16 protein-coding genes are annotated in these 19,720 nt (G+C 46.5%); 11 read left to right on the top strand and 5 right to left on the bottom strand.

From position 1 onward, the window contains the following. The first annotated feature begins 137 nt into the window (after window positions 1-137). The 4 genes from BMX05_RS08775 to miaB all read left to right on the top strand — a co-directional run bounded on the left by BMX05_RS08775 (window position 138) and on the right by miaB (window position 4,916). The gene (locus BMX05_RS08775) at window positions 138-2,792 is read left to right on the top strand and encodes an intermembrane phospholipid transport protein YdbH family protein (RefSeq protein WP_177166854.1); all 2,655 of its coding nucleotides are present in this window, start codon (window positions 138-140) and stop codon (window positions 2,790-2,792) included. 29 nt (window positions 2,793-2,821) lie between these two features. Further along, complete coding sequence (locus BMX05_RS08770; protein ID WP_177166853.1) at window positions 2,822-3,004, top strand: YnbE family lipoprotein; 183 nt, start codon at window positions 2,822-2,824, stop codon at window positions 3,002-3,004. Window positions 3,005-3,017: 13 nt separating this feature from the next. Continuing rightward, complete coding sequence (locus BMX05_RS08765; protein ID WP_245710620.1) at window positions 3,018-3,389, top strand: YdbL family probable chaperone protein; 372 nt, start codon at window positions 3,018-3,020, stop codon at window positions 3,387-3,389. Between the two features lie 183 nt (window positions 3,390-3,572). Then, entirely contained in the window at window positions 3,573-4,916 is a 1,344-nt protein-coding gene (gene miaB, locus BMX05_RS08760) for a tRNA (N6-isopentenyl adenosine(37)-C2)-methylthiotransferase MiaB (RefSeq protein ID WP_093310343.1), read from the top strand. On the opposite strand, the gene BMX05_RS08755 is transcribed toward miaB, so the two are convergent. Continuing rightward, window positions 4,917-6,107 (bottom strand): trypsin-like peptidase domain-containing protein, encoded by a 1,191-nt coding sequence (locus BMX05_RS08755; RefSeq protein ID WP_093310341.1) that lies wholly within the window; start codon window positions 6,105-6,107, stop codon window positions 4,917-4,919. Window positions 6,108-6,158: 51 nt separating this feature from the next. After that, entirely contained in the window at window positions 6,159-7,217 is a 1,059-nt protein-coding gene (locus tag BMX05_RS08750) for a DUF2333 family protein (protein WP_093310337.1), read from the bottom strand. A gap of 200 nt (window positions 7,218-7,417) precedes the next feature. On the opposite strand from BMX05_RS08750, the gene dsbD reads away from it, so the two are divergent. Next, entirely contained in the window at window positions 7,418-9,322 is a 1,905-nt protein-coding gene (gene dsbD / locus BMX05_RS08745) for a protein-disulfide reductase DsbD (RefSeq protein ID WP_093310334.1), read from the top strand. Between the two features lie 126 nt (window positions 9,323-9,448). Here the strand turns inward: dsbD and BMX05_RS08740 are convergent, their stop codons facing one another. Continuing rightward, on the bottom strand, window positions 9,449-10,294 hold the full coding sequence (locus tag BMX05_RS08740; RefSeq protein WP_093310332.1) for an NRDE family protein: 846 nt from the start codon (window positions 10,292-10,294) through the stop codon (window positions 9,449-9,451). Between the two features lie 160 nt (window positions 10,295-10,454). On the opposite strand from BMX05_RS08740, the gene BMX05_RS08735 reads away from it, so the two are divergent. From BMX05_RS08735 to cysE, 5 genes are all read left to right on the top strand, one after another. Beyond that, window positions 10,455-13,484, top strand: a complete 3,030-nt coding sequence (locus BMX05_RS08735; protein WP_093310326.1) for a response regulator — start codon at window positions 10,455-10,457, stop codon at window positions 13,482-13,484. Window positions 13,485-13,487: 3 nt separating this feature from the next. Continuing rightward, entirely contained in the window at window positions 13,488-14,276 is a 789-nt protein-coding gene (locus BMX05_RS08730) for a sulfite exporter TauE/SafE family protein (protein ID WP_245710618.1), read from the top strand. Window positions 14,277-14,393: 117 nt separating this feature from the next. Continuing rightward, the gene (locus BMX05_RS08725) at window positions 14,394-15,167 is read left to right on the top strand and encodes an inositol monophosphatase family protein (RefSeq protein ID WP_093310322.1); all 774 of its coding nucleotides are present in this window, start codon (window positions 14,394-14,396) and stop codon (window positions 15,165-15,167) included. A 55-nt stretch (window positions 15,168-15,222) separates the two neighbouring features. Continuing rightward, a complete protein-coding gene (locus tag BMX05_RS08720; protein ID WP_093310319.1) occupies window positions 15,223-16,008 on the top strand; it encodes an RNA methyltransferase in 786 nt (261 codons plus the stop codon). A gap of 76 nt (window positions 16,009-16,084) precedes the next feature. Further along, window positions 16,085-16,879, top strand: coding sequence for a serine O-acetyltransferase (gene cysE, locus BMX05_RS08715; protein ID WP_093310315.1), 795 nt, complete (start codon window positions 16,085-16,087; stop codon window positions 16,877-16,879). Between the two features lie 70 nt (window positions 16,880-16,949). Here the strand turns inward: cysE and cobO are convergent, their stop codons facing one another. Both cobO and BMX05_RS08705 read right to left on the bottom strand, forming a co-directional pair. Then, window positions 16,950-17,552, bottom strand: a complete 603-nt coding sequence (gene cobO / locus BMX05_RS08710) for a cob(I)yrinic acid a,c-diamide adenosyltransferase (protein ID WP_093310312.1) — start codon at window positions 17,550-17,552, stop codon at window positions 16,950-16,952. Next, window positions 17,545-18,294 (bottom strand): SIMPL domain-containing protein, encoded by a 750-nt coding sequence (locus BMX05_RS08705; protein ID WP_093310308.1) that lies wholly within the window; start codon window positions 18,292-18,294, stop codon window positions 17,545-17,547. Before BMX05_RS08705 ends, cobO begins: the two co-directional genes overlap by 8 nt. A gap of 60 nt (window positions 18,295-18,354) precedes the next feature. Here BMX05_RS08705 and BMX05_RS08700 point away from each other — a divergent pair, with 60 nt between their 5' ends. After that, entirely contained in the window at window positions 18,355-19,716 is a 1,362-nt protein-coding gene (locus BMX05_RS08700) for a UDP-glucose dehydrogenase family protein (protein WP_093310304.1), read from the top strand. The last annotated feature ends 4 nt before the right edge of the window (window positions 19,717-19,720 follow it).

Here is a 19,720-nt window from a genome sequence, read left to right as displayed (position 1 = left end):
TTTGTACTTTAGTCAAACCTAGTGCAGTTTGATGACACTTTGACGACTTGCCAAGCAAAAAATGCAAAAATGATGAATCTTTTTCTTGTCTCAGCAGGCTTCTAAAATGCAGTATGGGTCAATTAAAGGAGAAAGCTATGTTTTGGCGAGGCTTGAGCCTGATGATCAGCACCTTAGCGGTCGCTGGATGTGGGCTAGTAATTTATGTGCTACAAAGCTTGCAAGCGACGCAAACCCAGGTTGCCTTTGATTGGCCCCAGTGGCAAAGCCAACAACACACTTTGATATTGCCCCAATTAGAAATTCAAAACGCTTACTTTCATTTAAGAGTGCAGGCGTTAAAGTTGCAAAAGTTTCAATCTATGCGTCCGCAACATATCTATATAGAGCATCTTGCTTTAGCTCATGCATCACCGGCACAAAAAAATTCCGCTGAATTATTTCACCTACCTGCATGGCGTTTCCCTCAGCCTACTTGGTTAGCTTATTTAGCCCAGCTACCTTCCTCCTTACAGATTCAACATTGGCAACTTGATTTATCCGATGTCCAGTTGCACGGCCAGCTCAATGCACAAGCCAGTACACACCCAGCATCTTCGGCTTATCATATACAACTGCATGTACACGAAAACCTGTGCGCCACTCAAAGCCAGCATCAGATGGTGCTAACAGCATCACAACTTGCTATCAAAAGTCAGGAAATCACTACAGGAAGCCAGTTTACCTTCACTACAGAGCTAACTCAGGCCTTGCATGAAGCGATCCCACTACATATCACAGGGCAAATCCCTTTACCTACTTGGTTACAAAATACTTGCATAGCCAATCAACTCGACACCTCAAAGGTAGCAAGGCTTACCGCCTTACAAGCAGATTTCCAGTTTGATTTACAAGCCCAATGGCCGGCTCATATACAAGCTTGGCAAGCGCCTAACACCTTGCCAGCCCAGCAGCTCATAGCACAATTAGCCCATTTGCAACCCCAACTGAAAACCCAGCTTCATCTACAAGATACCCAAGGCGTGCTAGCACCTCAATGGCAAGGCACCCAAGCGAACCTCCAAGTCAATTGGCATCTCTCTTCTGATCAGCCAGCACACGCAGATTTAGTGGGTGCCTGGCAACTTGATGCCCACAGTCAAACACTACCTTGGCTCGGTCATCCTGTGAATCAACCAGCACCACTGGTTTGGTCTGGTACTCTCAATGCTTTAAGTCGTGTGCCTCTGCATCATTTGCAGGCTTGGTCTTGGTCACAAATGCGTGCTCAAATCCAAGCACAAATGCAAGGAACGAATATAGTGAACCTAGAAGCACAGGCCAGCCAAGCAAGCTTACAGCCTTTGTATTTGCAGTTAGATGATTGGCAACTTCATCTGCACAGCCCGCAAGCTTGGCAGTGGGATCAGTGGCAATTTGCGCAAGGGGAGCTGTGGGCACAAGGACAAGCACAATGGGACACACAAGGCCTAGAGATGACTTGGCAACATAGCAAACTAGCACTCAAAGAAGTACACCACCTTGCCAGCCAAGCGGCCCTCGCTGGCTTTAATTTACAATTACAGCCTGGGAAGGCCTTCTGGCGAGCGGCAACTCACCAGCTTGATACTGATTTAATTGTGGAAACTGATGCGCAGGCGGTGCAAGCAACCCCTCACCTGCCGCCTTTTGATTGGCAAGGGCAACTCAAGCTAACCCCTCGTTTGCGACAGGCTTGGCCTTTCACCTTCAACGGCCACTTATTTGCTACAGGCCAACAAACACTGGCATCTAGATGGCACTTGAGCAGCCAAGGAAAATGGCAAGCACAACAGGCTTATCTCGATGCTCACTTAAGCATACAACATCAAGATATATCGCAAGATGGGCTTTTGCCTCAGTTGCGCTTTTGGCCGGACAGCTTAAGCCTGCAACAAGGACAAGTACAGATGCAGGTGGATTTTGCTGGTCCGATCACGCAAATGCAAAATGCACAAATCCAAGGACAAGCGCATTTACAAGGCCTGCAAGGCTTATATAAAACTTGGAGTTGGCGAGGGCTTGATCTGGATCTGGCTTGGAACACGCGTGCCAAGCATTGGCGCTTACAGCCTAAAATCCAATTAGCGCATCTAGATATAGGGGTCGATATTGAACACCTTGCCGCTGGCGCACAAATCGATTGGCCTAAACAAGCAGCCACACCTTGGCAAATCCAGCTTGCGCCCATGCAAGCCGAAATCTTTGGCGGACGTCTGACCAGTTCAGCCAGAACATATCCTCAGTTTCAGTTCGCACAGATGTCTCAACTTGCTTGGCCTTGGGTCCTTTATATTGAAGATGTACAACTTGCTCAGCTACTACAAGAAGTACACCCACATTCAGGATTTCAAGGGGAAGGTGTCTTAGCAGGCGTATTGCCTTTTGTGCTGTATCCAGACCATCTTGAAGTGCAGCCTGGTGCTTTATACGCGCGTGCCCCCGGTGGTTATTTAAGCTATCAAGTGCCCAACCGGCAAGAAATAGCTGCAGGCAATCCAGCACTTGAGTTAGCGTTAACCGCTCTGAGTGAGTTTTACTATCAAACCTTATATACAGGGCTAGAATATTCGCCTTCGGGCCGTTTGCTACTGGCTTTACGTTTGCAAGGCTATAATCCACACATTGAACAAGGCCGCCCGATCCACTTTAACATTCAATTAGAAGAGCACTTACCTTCCTTATTAACTAGTTTACAAATCACCCAAGATTTAAACCAAGAATTACAAGAACGCATTGAAAACTACTATTATCAACAGCAAGAACGCCAATAAGGTGCCTTAAAATCTTCAAGGATAGACTTATGCTGAAATTGTTTGCCTTAAGCAGCTTGTTACTTTTGGGTGCTTGTACACCTAAGGTACAAGTGGCTATGCCGAATGAGCCGATCAACATTAATTTAAATGTTAAAATCGAGCACGAAATCCGCATTAAAGTGGATAAAGAACTCGACGAACTATTCAATGATGAACAGGGATTATTTTAGAGGAGCATCTTTTATGTCATTTCCTATTTTTCGCGCTCTCTCTTGGTTGCCCTTCTTCCTGTTGCTGTGCTTTACCAGCGTAGGTTTTAGCACACAAGTACACGCTATGAGTTTAAGCCAAGCAACGCAAATGTTAGATAAAGCGAAAACCCAAGGCTGGGTCGGTGAACAATTCGATGGCTATTTAGGTGTCATCAAAGCCAACGCACAAACCCAAGATCTTGCGAGTACAATTAACCAAGCACGTCAGCAAGAGTACCAACGTATCGCCAACAAACATGGGTTGACTTTACAACAAGTTGCACAACGTGCAGGGCAAAAAGCTATTGCACGTACACCTGCCGGCCAATACATCAAAACCGCTTCAGGCTGGGTACGCAAATAAACACTTGTGACGCCTCCCCGCCCGATTGGGCGAGGGTTTATGCGGCGTTTGCTCAAGCAAAAATCCAGCAAGGGCGTGCCCTAATCAAGTTTGCTACAATAGCGCCTTTGATACCCTGCATTTTTGTTAGTGGGCCTTACGCCCGCTTATTTACCTTAACTTTCTTGGTGATTGGATATTTTCATGGCAAAGAAATTGTTTATCAAAACACACGGCTGCCAAATGAATGAGTATGACTCGGCACGCATGGCTGACCTTTTAGGCGAGTCACACGCGCTTGAAATCACAGATCGTGAAGATGAAGCCGACGTGATTTTGCTAAACACCTGCTCCATTCGTGAAAAAGCACAAGAAAAGGTCTTTCATCAGTTGGGGCGCTGGAAACAACTCAAAGCGGCAAATCCAAATTTAGTGATTGGCGTGGGAGGCTGTGTCGCCAGCCAAGAAGGCGAGAATATCCGTAAACGTGCCCCTTTTGTGGATGTCATCTTTGGCCCTCAGACCTTACACCGTGTGCCTGAAATGATCGATGCAAGCCGCCGTCAGCAGATTCCCATGGTGGATGTTACGTTTCCAGAAATCGAAAAGTTCGACCGCCTCCCTGCGCCCAAGGTAGAAGGGGCCAGCGCTTTTGTATCCATTATGGAAGGCTGTTCTAAATATTGTACTTTCTGCGTGGTTCCCTATACCCGAGGCGAAGAAGTCTCGCGTCCGTTCGAAGATGTGATTGCAGAAGTTGTCCACTTGGCGGAGCAAGGGGTGCGTGAAGTCAACCTGCTAGGGCAAAATGTGAACGCCTATCGTGGCCATAATGCTGCAGGTGAGGAGGTAGATCTTGCTGAGCTCATTAGCTTTGTGGCTGCCATTGATGGCATTGACCGTATCCGTTTTACCACTTCACATCCGGTCGAGTTTTCTGAATCCTTGGTTCAAGCTTATGCAGAGATTCCAGAGCTTGTTAGCCACTTACATTTACCTGTGCAATCCGGTTCAGATCGTATTCTTGAGGCGATGAAACGTGGTCACACCCGTGAGGAATATCTGGCTAAAATGCATAAAATTCGCGCTTTGCGTCCAGATATTAGTTTTTCTTCTGATTTTATTATTGGCTTTCCTGGAGAAACAGAAGAAGACTTCCAACAAACGCTCGATTTGATCACCACCTTGGGTTTTGATCATTCCTTCTCCTTTATTTACAGCGCTCGCCCTGGTACGCCTGCCGCAGAAATGGCCGATGACACACCAGAGGCCGTAAAAAAACAGCGCCTACAAGTGCTGCAACAACAAATCAACCATCAAGCGATGCAAATTAGTCGTCGGATGGTGGGTACCAAGCAACGCATCCTAGTCACAGGTTTATCCCCGAAAGATCCTGGACAAGCATCTGGGCGAACTGAAAATAACCGTGTCGTCAACTTAAAGTTGGATAACCCTTTAGATTATGTCGGCTATTTCATTGATGTCATTATTGATGAAGCCCTACCAAACTCTCTGCGTGGTTATCTTGCTGATCCACAAAAATACTAGTCACTGCTTTTCCGGGTGCAGTTGCACTTCTTGGGGGCTATGTGGCCGCTCGGCAATCTGTGCTTGTGCTTGATAGTAGGCTTGGTTGCGTAATACTTTAAGTTTCACTTGGGTTGTCGGCGCCGTACCTGCAATCAGATTCATCAGCTCACGGGCATTTTCGATGTTTTGTCCGTTGAGCTGTAGCAAAATATCTCCCGGTAAGAGACCTGCTTGATGGGCTGGCCCTTCGGGCACAATAGCCGTCACCAAAATCCCGCCTTCTTGTGGTGGTATTTTAAATAAGCGCCATAGATGAGCGTTCATATCCTGTACTTCAATACCTAACCAGCCACGAACGACATAACCATAACGAATAATATCGCTCATCGTGCGCCTTGCTAAGTTAGAAGGCACAGCAAAACCAATCCCTTGTGACCCCCCTGAACGCGAGAAAATGGCTGTATTAATGCCGACCAGTTCGCCATAAGCATTAATTAAAGCGCCACCTGAATTCCCTGGATTAATGGCCGCATCAGTTTGAATAAAATCCTCAAACGTATTAATACCTAAACTATTGCGCCCAGTCGCACTAATAATCCCTTGGGTCACTGTTTGCCCAACACCAAAAGGATTACCAATAGCCAAGACAACATCCCCCACTTGGATTTGATCGGAGGCACTGATGCGAATCACAGGCAGCCTTTGTAGATCCACTTTAAGGACAGCTAAATCTGTATCTGGATCGACACCCACAATATGCGCAAAAGTTTCGCGCCCATCACGTAAAGCGACACGGATTTCGTCAGCATCTTGAATCACATGATGATTGGTGAGGATATAACCCTCATGGCTGACAATCACCCCAGATCCCAAGCTTGATTGCAACCTTTGTTGGCGACGTGGTTCTGAATGATACCCAAACCATTGACGAAAAAATGGATCATTTAAAATAGGATGGACTTGTTCTTCAATGATTTTTGTCGTGTAAATATTCACGACGGCAGGCGCCGCCTCTTGCACGGCTTGCGCATAGGATACAGGTCCAGTTTCCATACCTTGAAGGCGCGTTTGCACAGGTACAGCAACCTCTTGAAAAGCAGCTGATTGGGTACTAGCAGGCTTAGGAGGTAACCCCCATAAGACGCCCAGCGCAATCACAACACCAAGCACAATCGAAACAGAGGTCGAAGGTGGTAAAATATTTTTCATAAAAATAATGACAAGCCTTATTGAGATTGCTAGTACCCAAAATCCATCGTATTATCCTTTGGCGAGCAACTCACGTAAATCAATAATGGCGGCATTGGCACGCGAGATATAAGAAGCCATCACCAAAGAGTGATTTGCAAAAATACCAAAGCCACTACCGTTAAAAATCATCGGGCTCCATAAAGCTTGCTGGGTGCTTTCTAGTTCACGAATGATTTGACGCAAACTCACCAGCGCGTTTTTATCTTCCAACACCTTACGAAAGTCAATTTCTACCGCACGTAATAATTGAATTAAAGCCCACGCACTCCCACGCGTTTCATAAAAGATATTATCAATTTGCGTCCAAGGTGTTTTCACTCTCTGATCACTTGGTGCGGCTGTGCTTTGCGTTGCTGTGGTATCGCCTGCAAGGGCTAAGTTTAACTGATCTTTACCAACGCTGGCAGAAAGACGCTGTGACAAACTCCCCAAACGGCTTTCCACATCAGATAACCAACGCACCAAGTTATCTGCACGTGCATAAAATTGGCCATCGGCTTGTTGCTGATCTGCTAAGCGATACAAATAGCTGCGGAGTACCTGCAATCCACGGCGGTATTCGCTTTCTGTGGAAGGTAAAATCCACGAATTACTATCAAAGAAGAATTGTGGCTCTGCTTTAGCCAAATCTTTGTCTTCACTTGATTGCGATTGGGAGCGGCTCATATCACGGCGTAATGCCCGTGACATATCACGAATCTGTACCAAGACACCAAACTCCCAACTGGGTATATTATCTAACCATAGCCCAGGGGGGAAACGGTCATTACTCAAATAACCGCCCGGCTTTTCTAATAAGGTCTCCCCTAATTTAATCACAGTGGCTGTGGTGATGCTGCCTGTCACTAAACTTTGTTGTTGTGCTCGAGCATAGTCACTTGCATGTTCTTGGACATCAAAAGGATCAGGTTCTTGGCTCCAATAAAAACCGACGAGCACAGCACAGGTCAAATACAAGGTACCCGCACCAACTGCTATTTTTCCCCAAGGAAGACGCCCCTCAATAGGTTGTAAGTGTGTACGGCTCGTTTCTAATAACTTTTGGGTGAACTTAGCAAGTTTTTGCATAGTCACTGCTCCATGTTCAAACGTTGAGCCCTGATACAGGGCTTAGGATTGTGAATTTTTTTCATTCACGGGAGTTACCTGTGTCAACATCCCTTACATACCAAACAAGCCTTCCTTTCTTGAGGGTTTGCTTATTCCTCATTGGCTGTCTTATTAGCCTGCCTAGCCAAGCGAGTTTATTCAATACGGATTCGCCTATTATGCAGCTCTTTGCCGATAAACAGGCCGCAAATAGCGAATTTTTACCTCCAGAGCAAGCCTTCCAACTGGATTTTGTTTTTGTCCCCAGTACACAAAAAGTCCATTTATACTGGAAATTGGCCCCTGGATATTACTTGTATCGACATAAAATTCAGCTGACACAAACACCAGATACTGAGTTTGAATTGGCCATCGCCAGCCTGCCTGAAGGTCAATACAAAAAGGATGAGTTTCTTGGTGAAGTCTATGTTTTTTATGATGAACTGAGTGTGCCAGTCCAGCCAATCGAACCTCAACCTCGCCTCACCCAAGCGCCTTTAACCCTAACCGCGAAAGTCACTTATCAGGGTTGTGCTGATGCAGGCTTATGTTACCCGCCACAACATCAACAAGTCAGTCTCACGCTTGATCATACACAAGTGCAAGCTTGGCTTACTGGCGCACATCAGCCTAAATTAGTCACAGTTTCTGCTGCGGAGGCACAAAAAAATATTGCGGATGCTCAAGCCCCGCTTGCCAGTACAAGTGCGCAAGATGTACCGCAAAACAGCGACCCGACGACTTTATTAGGGCCACAAAGCCAAGCCCAAGTGCCCACGCCACCCGCTAGCGAACAACAGACTTTTAGCCAACATCTTGCACAAGCTTCCTTAGGGTCTGTGCTGATTTTATTCGCGTTAGCAGGCTTAGGTTTGACTTTCACGCCTTGTGTGTTGCCTATGTTACCAATTATGTCGACCTTGATTTTGGGGGCACAAGATAAAAGTACCTCTTTAACACGTGCACGCGCTTTTAGCTTAGCGCTCGCTTACGTATTGGCCATGGCATTTACTTATGCTCTCTTAGGAAGCATTATGGGGATCTTTGGCGCATCTTTAAACCTACAAGCGCATTTGCAATCACCTGGGGTACTTTCAGCTGCTGCTTTACTTTTTGTGATTTTTGCCGGTGCTATGTTTGGTTACTACGATCTAAGCCTACCTAGATATTTACAAGATAAATTCAGTGCGTGGTCGCAAAAAACTCAAGGGGGTAGCCTTTCAGGTGCAGCAGTTATGGGCACTTTATCCACCTTAGTGGTTTCACCTTGTTTATCTGCACCTCTCGCGGGCGCTCTCGTCTATATCTCCAGCACGCAAGATGCCCTTTTAGGTGGCTTAGCTTTATTCAGTTTGGGGCTAGGTATGGGGATTCCTTTAATCTTGGTTGCTGTTTTTGGCCAACATTTCCTCCCCAAAGCAGGTGCTTGGATGCAGGATATTAAATACGTCTTCGCTTGGTTATTGTTAGCTATGGCCGTTTGGTTAGTAACACGCTGGCTCGCACCGCAATGGCACTTATGGCTGTGGGGCTCTTTAGCCTTGGCTGGAGCGCTCGCTATCGGTCTAAGCAGTCGCGCGCTGATCCGACGCATCCTTGGTGTTTGGCTCTTTTTATACGCCTGCGCTTTATTAATTGGTGCTTGGGCAGGGCATACCCAAGTCACACGTCCCCTCGGTTTTTTAACTAGTCAAACAGGTCCATCTATACAACAATCCAAGGAGATTGATTTGATACCCGCCTATACCAGTGCCCAAGTGCAAGCAGCCCTTGCACAAGCCCCAGCAAATACTTGGGTTCTAGTTGATTTGTATGCTGATTGGTGTGTGTCTTGCAAAATCATCGAAGATCAAGTGTTCCCTGATCCTAGAGTACAAGCGCATTTGCAACAAATGCAGCTGATTCGCTGGGATGTCACTGATAATACACCAGATCAACAAGCCCTGATGGACCAATGGGGGTTATTTGGCCCGCCCAGCTTACTCTTTTTCTATAATCAAAAGGAGGCAAGCGCATGGCGTTTACAAGGTGAGTTTGATGCGGCATCGTTAAGCCAACATTTACAAAGGTTATCAACACCTTAAAAGAGCATAGAAACCTTGACTGCTCGCCGTCCTATGACGCACGCTTTCCTATGGCTTAGGTCGCAAGCAGTCACTTGGCTAGCAGCAATTCACTTTTTAGTTGTTCACGAACAACTGGGTAGGTATTCACGCCCGCAAATGCCAAGCGAGTATTTTTTCTGCTTCAATCTGTGCATTGACATCATAAGTACGCTCTGCAAAATAGCCTTGCGCTTGCGTGTGCCAAAACAAACTAGAAGCTCGAGTTCCATAGGTCGTGACTGTTTCGTCTAAATTGGAGGGCATCCCTGCATGGACAAAGATACTAGAAAGATGGCGTTCCCAAACTAAACCCACCTGTGTATCGGGCAAAGCCTGATCTGCAGGGCGACGACGGTCGTTTAACAGTTGCCACCAAGCCGCTGGATTCGGTGCTTGATTGAGTAATAATTTTGCCAACAAAGGCAAAGCGAGAGTATGCAAACGCTGTACTTTAGGCCAAGGTGTATCTAATAGGGCATTAGAAAGCACATACACCCCTGGATCTAAAGGATGCACTTGCGTAGATGCCGCACGATTGCTAAACCAAAATGCCTGCTGGCGGTCACCCCAAAGTAAATTAAATCCAGCAAATTCTGAGGCATGTCTTTGTAACCACTGATTAAAGTCCCTTGCCTCTATCGCTTGACCAACCCAAAAGGGTAGAATGTGACCTCGTGAGACTGCATAGGTCTTTAGGCGTTCATCTGGATGTCGATAGTTGGTTAAAATCCCCCAACGGCCTTGGGTATCTGCAAGCTGCCAAGCACCCTGAGCTTGTAAATCACGGCCGCCAAATAAGGGACACAGAGGTTGAGGCCAGTCTGGCATCTTACTTGCTTGCTGCCAAGGAGCCAGCTGGGCACTTGGGCGCTGATAGACTTCGTCACGGTTTGCTGCAAGTACAAGAGGATAGGCAGATGAAGCCTGCCACGCTAAAAGTGCTAGGCACATATTGAGGTCAACTCCTCGTTTATTCGTCGTTTTATTGCCTACAGCGGTAGGCTAGTAAGGGAAGTTGCCTAGGCGTTCTGTGCCAAGCACACTTACTAGATATTGTTAATGCAATCCGCCTATTGGCAAGAACAAGGGATTTTGGTGTTACTTGAGCCTAATGGATGAAGATCAACAATCCGCACCACCTTTAACTCTGTGGTGGTGGAAATTACAGCAACGCTTTGTTTTGTTGCCACTTTTTGCTATTGCGATTATTTTCGGGATAGGCTTTGCTGCTTATACCCTGCTGGAAGCACGTGCCTCCCAGCAGGTGCTCATTGCTAGCACAGAAAAGCACCTATTAGAGTTCGTCCAGCAACAAGCGCGTGGCTTAAATATCCGTCTCGATGCCATTGCGCGTCGTGGACAGCTGTTCGCAAGTCAAACACAACGCGCTTTAATTCATCCAGCACCCAATCCAACGGATGCGGAGTTACAAGTTACAGATGAGGGTGTGTTACATAAAGCTTTTAACGATGGTGGCGCGGCATTATTTTTTTCTGCTCTATATCCAAGAGATCCACAAAAAGATCGCCTCACTGCCGCACGCTTGTTGAGCTTACAAAGCTTAATGACTGACCTCTACCGCACCGAATCTCTTATTCAACAAGTTTATATTAACACAGCTCGTACTGAGCATGTGATTTACCCTTTTATTCAAGTACTTAAACAATATCCTCCACATACAGATGTACGTGATCACGCTTTTTTTTACAGCGCAGATGAAGAACACAATCCAAGACGTACTCCAGTATGGACGCCTGTTTACTTAGATCCTGCTGGGCGCGGCTGGATGCTCTCCAATGTAGCCCCTGTTTATCTAGGCAATACCCTAACTGCTGTTGTGGGTATGGATATTACCGTGCAGGCATTTGTCAGCCAGTTACAACAAATTGAGCTGCCTTGGGACGGTGCCTATGCCATGCTACTTGATGCTGAAGGTATGGTCCTTGCGATGCCGCCACAAGCAGAACAAGATTGGGGAGTTAAAGAGTTAACCGAACATACCTACCCTAAAACGCCAAGCTCTCAGCTAGGCAATCAATTTAAACCTGAAACCTTCAATTTATTTCAGCGTCCAGATTTTGCTAGTTTAACTTTACCTATGCGTCAAGACCCCTCTGGGTTGCTCCATGTTGATTTGCAGCAGACAAGTGTGGTGGCCTGGGCTTCGGTCACGGAGACAAACTGGAAATTTATGCTCGTGGTCCCTGAGCCAACCTTGTATTTAGAAACTTATACTTTATCCCACGAGCATCAACGTATTCTCGTAGCCGTTGCAGGTGTCAGCATTAGCTTATGGCTGATTCTCATTATTTTAATGTGGCAAAGAACAAAACGGACAGCTTATTTATTTACGGAAGCACTGGCCTCTCTCTATCTCACGCATAATAAACTGAGTAAAAATCATCAAAGCACACCCGATGATAAAGGAAAATTACCGCAAATAAAAACCAATCCTTTTAGCTTGGATATCGAAGCACTAACAAATACACAAGAGTTTATTCAATTACAAAAAGTATTAAACCGCGCTTGCTCTGCACAAGGGGTTTGCTTTAATGAATATCATCAACAAGAGTTTTATATTTGGTGCCAACGTCTTTGTGAGCTCTGGTTTCAACGTAGCCATCAGCCTTGTGTTTTAATCACATCAACACATGAGGTTTTATATTTTAATCACGCTTGGGAAAATCATCTAGGGCTTGGGATTCAACAGCCAAAAACAAAAGAAAAAATCTATGAGTTGTTTCGTCAGCAAGCCTTGCCCTTATACCCAGAAACCCGTTTATTACAAGTCACAAGAGATCAAAGCCAAGGCACGAACTTTTTATTATATTTAGTTCCCTTGCATATGCAGCCACAAATAGAGGATAAGACACAAGAAGCTGCACTTTTTTTAGGTATTTGCTTAGATATGTCCTCTATTGTAGAAAAACAAACCCGTTTAAGTGTTAACTCACAACGCGTACGTGAAGCATCACAAATTAAATCAGGGTTTATTGCTGCAGTCAGTAATGAAGCCAGAGCGCCCTTAAATACAGTGATTGGACTTGCCGAGTTACTTAAAGAAGCCGGTGAAACGCAAGAGCATCCCTTTAATGCGCAGCATCTAGGCTTTATTGATGCTATTTTGGAATCTTCTAATCAGTTACTTGCTATTATTGAAGATGTCGGCCAACTTTCTGATTTAGAGCAGGGCACAACCTCAATCAAGCCTATTCCTTTTCAGCCAGAATCTTTAGTACAGGATGTACTAGCTCAATTTGAAAGCCAAGCACAAGCCAAAGCATTACAAATTAAAGCAGATATAGATACACGCATTCCGCAATATCTGCTTGCAGATGAATACCGATTAAAGCAAGTTTTAAACCATTTAATGAGTAATGCAATTAAATTTACTCGCCAAGGCCATGTACATTTAAACGTTGATTTAATCGAAGGTCCCGCTCATCCAAAAGCCAACCATAACAATCAATTATGGTTGCGTTTTGCTGTCAGTGATACAGGCGTTGGGATTCATGCGTTAGATACTAATCATCTGTTTCGACCTTTCTCTCAATTAGAAATGGGATACGGGCGTGAACACGGTGGTGCTGGTATTGGTTTGACGTTAAGTAAGCATTTAATCGAACAAATGGGCGGGGATATTCAGGTCAAAAGCCGGATCGGCCAAGGATCTGTGTTTAGTGTATGTTTGCCTTGTCAACCAATCGAGGCTAGCCAGACTCAAGTGCAGGATGCACATATCTTAGTGGTGGATGATGGTCCAGTGAACACTATGTTAGCTCGGGCAATCTTGGAAAAATCTGGTTATCAGGTCAGCGTAGTGCATGATGGCTACCAAGCACTTCATTGTGCCAAACATACGGATTTTGATCTGGTACTCATGGATATTTTTATGCCCGAAATTGATGGAATTGAGACGACACGACGTTGGCGCGCGAGCTTGCATGGTCATAATCGCCGTATTCCTATCATTGCGTTAACCGCCAATGCACTGGAACAAGATAGGGATACCTTTTTTGCTGCTGGCATGAATGATTATCTTGGGAAACCTTATCGTCCAACGCAGTTGCGGCAAATGGTCGCCAAATGGCTGGCTTATTTGCATACTGAGTCCCTTTCCTGCTCTTCTATGGACCCCTAATTTATGTTGATGACATTAACAACTTACTTATTTCTCGGTGCAGCGGCCGGCACACTTGCCGGATTATTTGGTATTGGCGGTGGCTTAATTATTGTACCCACCTTAGTTTTTACTTTTACCGCCCAAGGTATGGATGTCAATATCCTCACGCATCTTGCTGTAGGTACTTCTTTGGCGACCATTGTAGTCACTTCGCTCAGCTCGGTGAAAGCACACCAAGATAAAGGGGCGGTTCGTTGGGATTGGTTTCAGCCTTTAGCCTTAGGCATTGTGTTTGGCTCTGCTTTGGGTGTTATGACCGCTAGCTTACTTTCTGGGTGGGCATTACAAAAAATTATTGGGGTTTTTGCTCTCATAGTTGCCCTACAAATGGGGCTAGGACTTAAACCTAAGCCAAGCAGACAAATCCCCAAACAAACTGGCTTAACAGGCGTCGGCGGCCTGATTGGCTGGGCCTCTGCTATTTTTGGCATTGGTGGTGGCTCTTTATCCGTACCCTTTTTAACTTGGTGTAATGCGCCTATGCATCAAGCTGTGGCCACATCTGCCGCCTGTGGTTTACCCATTGCTATAGTGGGTGCCTTAGTCAACATATACACAGGCTGGGGGTTAGAGGCTTTACCTGCGGGTGCGACAGGCTTTGTTTACTGGCCTGCGTTTGCTGGGATTGTGCTGATGAGTGTCCCCTTTGCACGCATGGGTGCGCATTTAGCACATAGGCTCCCAAGCACACGTCTTAAGCAAATTTTTGCGCTCCTTCTTGTCGCTGTCGGCTTGCGTTTTTTACTTTGAGGGCTTGGGCACCATCTCGTTAAGGACTCTCTATATTTTCCCCCTTAGCCTTGCTATAATTGTGCCCTCTTGACTGTTCTTTAACATCCTTGATTCCTGACGCAGGCGAAATCATCCATGCAACCTATTATCCAGTTGGCGCTCCGTGCTGCCCGCGAGGCCGTAGAGCCTTTTCTGCAAATGCGTGAACGCTTAGATCCAACCCATGATCAAGCTTCATTAGCACAGGTATTAACGCGTATTAGTGAACGTGCCGAAACCTTAATTGCACGCCAGCTACAACGTGCTTATCCAGAATATGGCATCCAAGGGCATTTTGTGAAACATGCGAGCAAACCAGAAGCGCCTGTATGGCGTTTATGCGCGGAGCATGGCATGGATAATTTCGCGCACGGTCTAAATACTTGTGCTTTAAGTATCACCCTATTAAAGCAAGGACGTGCGGAACACACAGTTGTGATCAACCCGATTACTGGGGATGAATACACAGCCAGCCGTGGTTATGGGATGCAAGCCAATGGTAAGCGTGGTCGTGTTCCTCAGCATTGGACGTTAGAACAAGCCCGTATCGCTTTGCCTTTGCCCAATGCAAGCTGGCGTAGCCAATACCTAGGCGAATATATCCGCGTATTACAAGGCTTAGGCCCAGACTTAGGTGCCCATATTAATAGTGGCTGCAATTTGATTGACATTGCAGCGGTCGCCTGTGGTCAGCTGGATGCTGTGTGTATTTTAGGAATTGAGGATGAAGATTTAGAACCTGGCGCTTTATTATTAAAAGAAGCTGGCGCACTTGTAGGTAATTTACAAGGTGCACCTAAAGTAGAAACTCAACTGATTGCTGCCAGTCCAAAAGCCTTTAAATCCTTAGTGCAACGCTTAAAAGCGTAATTTTTTCCCAGCAACTTTGGCTATCTAAAGTTGCTCGATACAGGAAGACGCGCGCATGTCTCGCCCTCAACTGCAACTTGATGCTGTTCGTATTGTGCTAGTAGAAACGAGTCATCCCGGCAATATCGGCGGGGTTGCGCGCGCGATGAAAAACATGGGGTTAAAGCATTTAACCTTAGTCAACCCTAAGCGTTTTCCTGATATTGAAGCAACCCAACGTGCTTCAGGTGCAGATGATATTTTACAAAACGCTTTACATGCCCCTGATCTCAAAACCGCTTTAGCAGACACTCACTTTGTGCTAGGGACTAGTGCACGTTCACGGCATTTACCTTGGCCTCTGATTAATCCGCGTCAAATGGCACAGGCTGTCAGAGACACCCTACAGCAGCAAGAAACCTCCCAAGTTGCCCTTGTTTTCGGCCGCGAGGACCGTGGGTTAACCAATGAAGAGCTCAGCTGCTGCCATGCGCATGTACATATCCCGACACAAGCCGATTTTAGCTCGTTAAATCTTGCCGCTGCTGTACAAGTCTTAGCTTATGAACTCCGCATGGCCTGTATAGAAAAGACCAATCAAGACAATCTTGCTCACCCTTGGGGTACATCTTGGGATGCTCCTCTTGCTAGTGGCGAAGCCCTAGAAGGTTTTTTTGCGCACCTTGAGCAAACCCTCATCGATATCGAGTTTCACGACCCGCAAATGCCCCGCCAACTGATGACGCGCTTGAGGCGTCTTTATTTGCGTGCGCGCCCAGATTGTACCGAAGTGAATATTCTTCGTGGCATCCAAACGGCGACGCAAAAATGTGCGCGCTTGCGCACAGAAAAAGCAAAATAAGCCCCCATATTCTAAGCTCACAGCCAAGATAAGGCGAAGAGATCTTCTGCACCCGAATTTTAAAGGTTGATGCCTCATGTTTACTCGTCTACGCGAAGATATTGCTAGCGTTTTCGCTCGCGATCCTGCTGCACGCACTACATTTGAAGTCCTCACCACTTACCCAGGTTTACATGCCTTACTGATTCATCGAGTTAGCCATTGGTTATGGCAACAAGGCTGGAAATGGTTTGCACGCTGGCTATCTACCCTAGCACGCTGGCTGACAGGCATTGAAATTCACCCTGGAGCCAAAATTGGCCGTCGCTTTTTTATTGACCATGGTATGGGCGTTGTTATCGGGGAAACGGCGGAGATTGGTGATGATGTTACCTTGTATCATGGCGTCACTTTAGGCGGTACTAGCTGGAATAAAGGTAAACGCCACCCGACCCTAGAAAACGGGGTGATTGTCGGCGCTGGTGCCAAAATCTTAGGGCCTTTTACCGTTGGTCAAGGTGCAAAAGTTGGCTCTAACGCAGTTGTCACTCGCGAAGTACCGGCAGGTGCAACCATTGTTGGTATTCCAGGACGCATTGTCAAACGTGCCGAACCTGATATGCCGAGCGAAGATTTGAGCGTTGATCCAGACAAGCGTAAATCCATGCAGGAAAAGTTTGGCTTTGATGCCTATGGTATTAGTGAAGAAATGCCTGATCCTGTAGCACGTTCTATCCATGCCATGCTCGACCATATGCATGCAGTGGATGAACGCCTTAACAGTATGTGCCACGCATTACATCGCCTAGATAAAAACTATGCAGTTAAGGAAGTCCCTGCGCTTAAAGACGAAGATTTTCGCGAAACGGTTGATCCTTGCTCGTCTACTTAGTAAACCCCCTATTTGTCCACTCAATCACACCCTCCCCTTCAACAAGGGGAGGTCAATATTTTAATCGAAATTACCAATCTAAACCGCGCCGTGCTTGAATGCATGCATCAAAAGCATGGCGTACTGCTTGCATTTCAGTCACCGTATCTGCCAGCTCACACAAGCGCCGATGGGCTGCGCGTCCGGTAATAATGACACTTTGCTCACGCGGCCGCTCAACTAAAGCTTGCTCGACTTCTTCAATAGCAAGATATCCAAACTTGAGCATGTAAGTTAGCTCATCGAGCACTACTAAATAATACTTTGGATCTGACAGCCAAGTCTTTGCCACTGCCCAAGCCGCATCACATGCAGCTTGATCAAGCGCACGATCTTGGGTTTCCCAAGTAAAACCTGTGCCCATCGTATGCACACTTAAAAGTGTGTGCGTTGCCAGCAAGTTGCGTTCACCACACTCCCAAGTGCCTTTGATAAACTGCACAACACCTACGGGATAATCATACCCTAAAGCACGGGCGACACTCCCCCAAGCGGAGGTAGTTTTACCTTTACCATTGCCGGTTAAGATCAATAATTGACCACGATCTTCCGTAGCAGCGGCTACCTTGGCATCGACCAAGGCCTTGCGTTTTTGCATCGCGCGTTTATGGCGCTGATCACGCGCATCACTCACTGGTTTTTACCTCTTGTAAACGAAATACCAGATCTACTGCAGCACTGACTTTAATTTCCCCCGCTTCGTATTGAGGAAGCGCCTTATGACGGCCACCAGCCGCTTCCATATCTGCCATAGGGGCAGCCATCCGATACATTACAGGTTGCATCTGGGGCGCACGGCTTTCGCGCACTGTCATCACCTCACCCAAACGCACATTGAGTGCTTGCGCCATCAGTTGCGCTTTTGCCTGTGCTTTCTGTAAGGCTTGGGTTAATGCTTGCTGTTCCAACTGCTCAGCCTTGCTATAGCTAAAGCTCACTTGCCCAAGATGATCTACCTTAGCGGCAAATAACGCTTCTAAGACTTGCGGGTAAAGGCTTAAGTCTTCTAGATGCAAACGCAATTCACGGCTTACACGGCTACCAATACGTTTTGGTGGCTGCTTGTCTTGCCAATGCATTTTGGGCACCACTTGGATACTCCCCGCTTGCATCTTATTGGCATCAATCCCCAAATTTTGCAATGCCTGTAATAAAGTACGCATACGCTCTTCCACTTGCTCGCGGGTTGCGGCAAGATCAGCGCCTTCAGCAAAGATTTCCGCACGCATCTGGAGTTGATCTGGACGGACTTCCACTTCAGAATCTGCGCTCACATAAAGTTCGCGTACAGGTTGCGCCCACGCGGGTAAACTTAAGCTGGTCAACAACAAGGGTATCCACACCCATTTTTTGCTTAACCTTGGTTGAGTCAACATGAACAATCTCCCTGAGTTTTGAATAAAAAAATAAAGGGCAATAGCGGCAAGAGGATCAATATGCGTATTAGTGTTTTTGGCACCGGTTATGTGGGCTTAGTCACAGGGACCTGCTTGGCCGATGCAGGCCATGAGGTGATTTGTATTGATGTCGATGCTGCAAAAATTCAAGCCTTGCAACAAGGGCACATCCCGATTTATGAACCTGGCTTGGCCGACTTAGTTCAGCGCAATCTTGCCGCCGGACGTTTGCACTTTACCACAGACGCTGCTTGGGGCGTGTCTGCGAGTCTGTTGCAATTTATTGCAGTAGGTACGCCTGCAGATGAAGATGGTAGCGCGGATTTAAATTATGTATTGGCAGTCGCACGCACTTTAGGCGAGCACATGCAAGATTACAAATTGATCATTAATAAATCGACTGTGCCTGTAGGCACTGCGGAGAAAGTACAAGCCTGCATTCAGGCAACACTCAGTCAACGCCAAGTCAACTTAGATTTTGATGTGTGTTCGAATCCTGAATTTCTTAAAGAAGGGGCTGCCATAGCAGATTTTACCCAAGGTGCGCGCATTATCGTCGGTACAGAAAGCGCACGCGTTCGCGAACTGATGAGCCAATGTTATGCACCTTTCTTACAAGATCAGCCACAAAAACTGATTTTTATGCAGGTCCGTGCGGCAGAACTTAGCAAATACGCTGCCAATGCCATGCTCGCCACTAAAATTAGTTTTATCAATGAGATAGCCAATCTAGCTGAGCGCATGGGCGCGGATATTGAGCAAATACGCCTTGGGATTGGCTCAGACCCACGTATTGGCCCGCATTTTATTCAGGCAGGTTGTGGTTATGGCGGTTCCTGTTTCCCTAAAGATGTACAAGCTTTAGCACACATGGCAGAACAGGTGGGGTATCGTGCACATTTATTAGATGCGGTAGAACAAGTCAACCATCAACAAAAGCAACGTATGTTCGAGAAGCTGCAAGATGCACTGGCAAAAACGCAAGGACGAACATCTTTAGCAGGATGTACCTTGGCTGTCTGGGGTTTAGCCTTTAAACCAGAGACAGATGATATGCGCGAAGCACCAAGCCGTGTGCTTTTAGAGGCTTTATGGCAAGCTGGCGCACATGTCCAAGTTTATGATCCACAGGCCCAAGCAGAATGCGCACGGATTTATGGCACGCGTCCAGACTTGGACTTATGCACAAGTATACAGCAAACTCTGATGGGAGCCGATGCCTTACTTATTTGCACAGAGTGGCAGGAATTTCGTCAAGTATCCGCTTCTTGGCTCGCGCAACATCTTGCGTCTAAATTGGTCATTGATGGACGTAATTTATATGATCCGCTTGCCATGCAAGCCGCTGGCTTACGTTATTATGCAATCGGCCGAGGTGATTCGCTCGCGCCCATCTTGTAAGAGG

It is taken from the genome of Allopseudospirillum japonicum, from assembly GCF_900108915.1.
Classification (GTDB): Bacteria; Pseudomonadota; Gammaproteobacteria; order Pseudomonadales; family Halomonadaceae; genus Pseudospirillum; species Pseudospirillum japonicum.
The sequence above is the reverse complement of the archived record's forward strand: the minus strand, read 5'-3'. Positions and strand labels throughout refer to the sequence as shown.

Bases quoted from the DNA above. Each gene is read 5' to 3' on its own strand.
- BMX05_RS08775 (WP_177166854.1), top strand. From the start codon at position 138: ATGTTTTGGCGAGGCTTGAGCCTGATGATCAGCACCTTAGCGGTCGCT.
- BMX05_RS08770 (WP_177166853.1), top strand. From the start codon at position 2,822: ATGCTGAAATTGTTTGCCTTAAGCAGCTTGTTACTTTTGGGTGCTTGT.
- BMX05_RS08765 (WP_245710620.1), top strand. From the start codon at position 3,018: ATGTCATTTCCTATTTTTCGCGCTCTCTCTTGGTTGCCCTTCTTCCTG.
- miaB (WP_093310343.1), top strand. From the start codon at position 3,573: ATGGCAAAGAAATTGTTTATCAAAACACACGGCTGCCAAATGAATGAG.
- BMX05_RS08755 (WP_093310341.1), bottom strand. From the start codon at position 6,107: ATGAAAAATATTTTACCACCTTCGACCTCTGTTTCGATTGTGCTTGGT.
- BMX05_RS08750 (WP_093310337.1), bottom strand. From the start codon at position 7,217: ATGCAAAAACTTGCTAAGTTCACCCAAAAGTTATTAGAAACGAGCCGT.
- dsbD (WP_093310334.1), top strand. From the start codon at position 7,418: ATGCAGCTCTTTGCCGATAAACAGGCCGCAAATAGCGAATTTTTACCT.
- BMX05_RS08740 (WP_093310332.1), bottom strand. From the start codon at position 10,294: ATGTGCCTAGCACTTTTAGCGTGGCAGGCTTCATCTGCCTATCCTCTT.
- BMX05_RS08735 (WP_093310326.1), top strand. From the start codon at position 10,455: ATGGATGAAGATCAACAATCCGCACCACCTTTAACTCTGTGGTGGTGG.
- BMX05_RS08730 (WP_245710618.1), top strand. From the start codon at position 13,488: ATGTTGATGACATTAACAACTTACTTATTTCTCGGTGCAGCGGCCGGC.
- BMX05_RS08725 (WP_093310322.1), top strand. From the start codon at position 14,394: ATGCAACCTATTATCCAGTTGGCGCTCCGTGCTGCCCGCGAGGCCGTA.
- BMX05_RS08720 (WP_093310319.1), top strand. From the start codon at position 15,223: ATGTCTCGCCCTCAACTGCAACTTGATGCTGTTCGTATTGTGCTAGTA.
- cysE (WP_093310315.1), top strand. From the start codon at position 16,085: ATGTTTACTCGTCTACGCGAAGATATTGCTAGCGTTTTCGCTCGCGAT.
- BMX05_RS08705 (WP_093310308.1), bottom strand. From the start codon at position 18,294: ATGTTGACTCAACCAAGGTTAAGCAAAAAATGGGTGTGGATACCCTTG.
- BMX05_RS08700 (WP_093310304.1), top strand. From the start codon at position 18,355: ATGCGTATTAGTGTTTTTGGCACCGGTTATGTGGGCTTAGTCACAGGG.